1 protein-coding gene is annotated in these 989 nt (G+C 67.2%); it reads left to right on the plus strand.

Annotation, left to right across the window (positions count from 1 at the left end; all coding sequences use genetic code 11):
- Positions 1 to 36: 36 nt before the first annotated feature.
- The coding region (locus E1293_RS47160; protein WP_132206685.1) for an acyl-CoA dehydrogenase family protein at positions 37 to 989 on the plus strand (953 nt) is incomplete at its 3' end.

The raw sequence follows: 989 nt of genomic DNA on the forward strand, positions 1-989 counted from the left end.
GACTTTCCCGCGTACGCGCCGTCGGAGGAGCATGAGCTGCTGCGGCGTTCGGTGCGTGAGCTGGCCGATGCCAAGATCGCTCCTTTCGCGGCGGAGGTGGACGAGGAGTCGCGGTTCCCGCGGGAGGCGCTGGATGCTCTGGTGGGCAGCGATCTGCACGCGGTGCACGTGCCCGAATCGTACGGGGGTGCGGGGGCGGATGCGCTGGCGACGGTGATCGTGATCGAGGAGGTCGCGCGGGCGTGTGCGTCGTCGTCGCTGATTCCGGCGGTGAACAAGCTGGGGACGGTGCCGGTGCTGCTGTCGGGGTCGGAGGAGCTGAAGAAGAAGTACCTGGGGCCGGTGGCGCGGGGTGAGGCGATGTTCTCGTATGCGTTGTCGGAGGCCGAGGCGGGTTCGGATGCGGCGGGGATGCGGACGCGTGCGGTGCGCGACGGTGATGCGTGGGTGTTGAACGGTACGAAGATGTGGATCACCAATGCGGGTGTGTCGGAGTTGTACACGGTGATGGCGGTGACCGATCCGTCGGCGGGTGCGCGGGGGATTTCGGCGTTCGTGGTGGAGAAGGGTGATGCGGGGGTGTCGTTTGGTCCCAAGGAGCGCAAGCTGGGGATCAAGGGGTCGCCGACCCGGCAGGTGGTCTTGGAGGAGGTGCGGGTCCCGGCCGATCGGATCATCGGTGGGGAGGGCACCGGGTTCAAGACGGCGCTGGCGACGTTGGATCACACCCGCATCACCATCGCGGCCCAGGCGCTGGGCATCGCGCAGGGTGCGCTGGATTTCGCGGTGGGGTATGTGAAGGAGCGGCGGCAGTTCGGTAGGCCGGTCGCTGATTTCCAGGGTGTGCAGTTCATGTTGGCGGATATGGCGATGCGGCTGGAGGGTGCCCGGCAGTTGACGTATCACGCGGCGGTCAAGTCCGAGCGGGCGATGCGCGGTGAGAAGATCGCGGATCTGACGTTGGTGTCGTCGGCGTGCAAGACGCTGGC

This window comes from Actinomadura darangshiensis, assembly GCF_004349235.1.
GTDB lineage: Bacteria > Actinomycetota > Actinomycetes > Streptosporangiales > Streptosporangiaceae > Spirillospora > Spirillospora darangshiensis.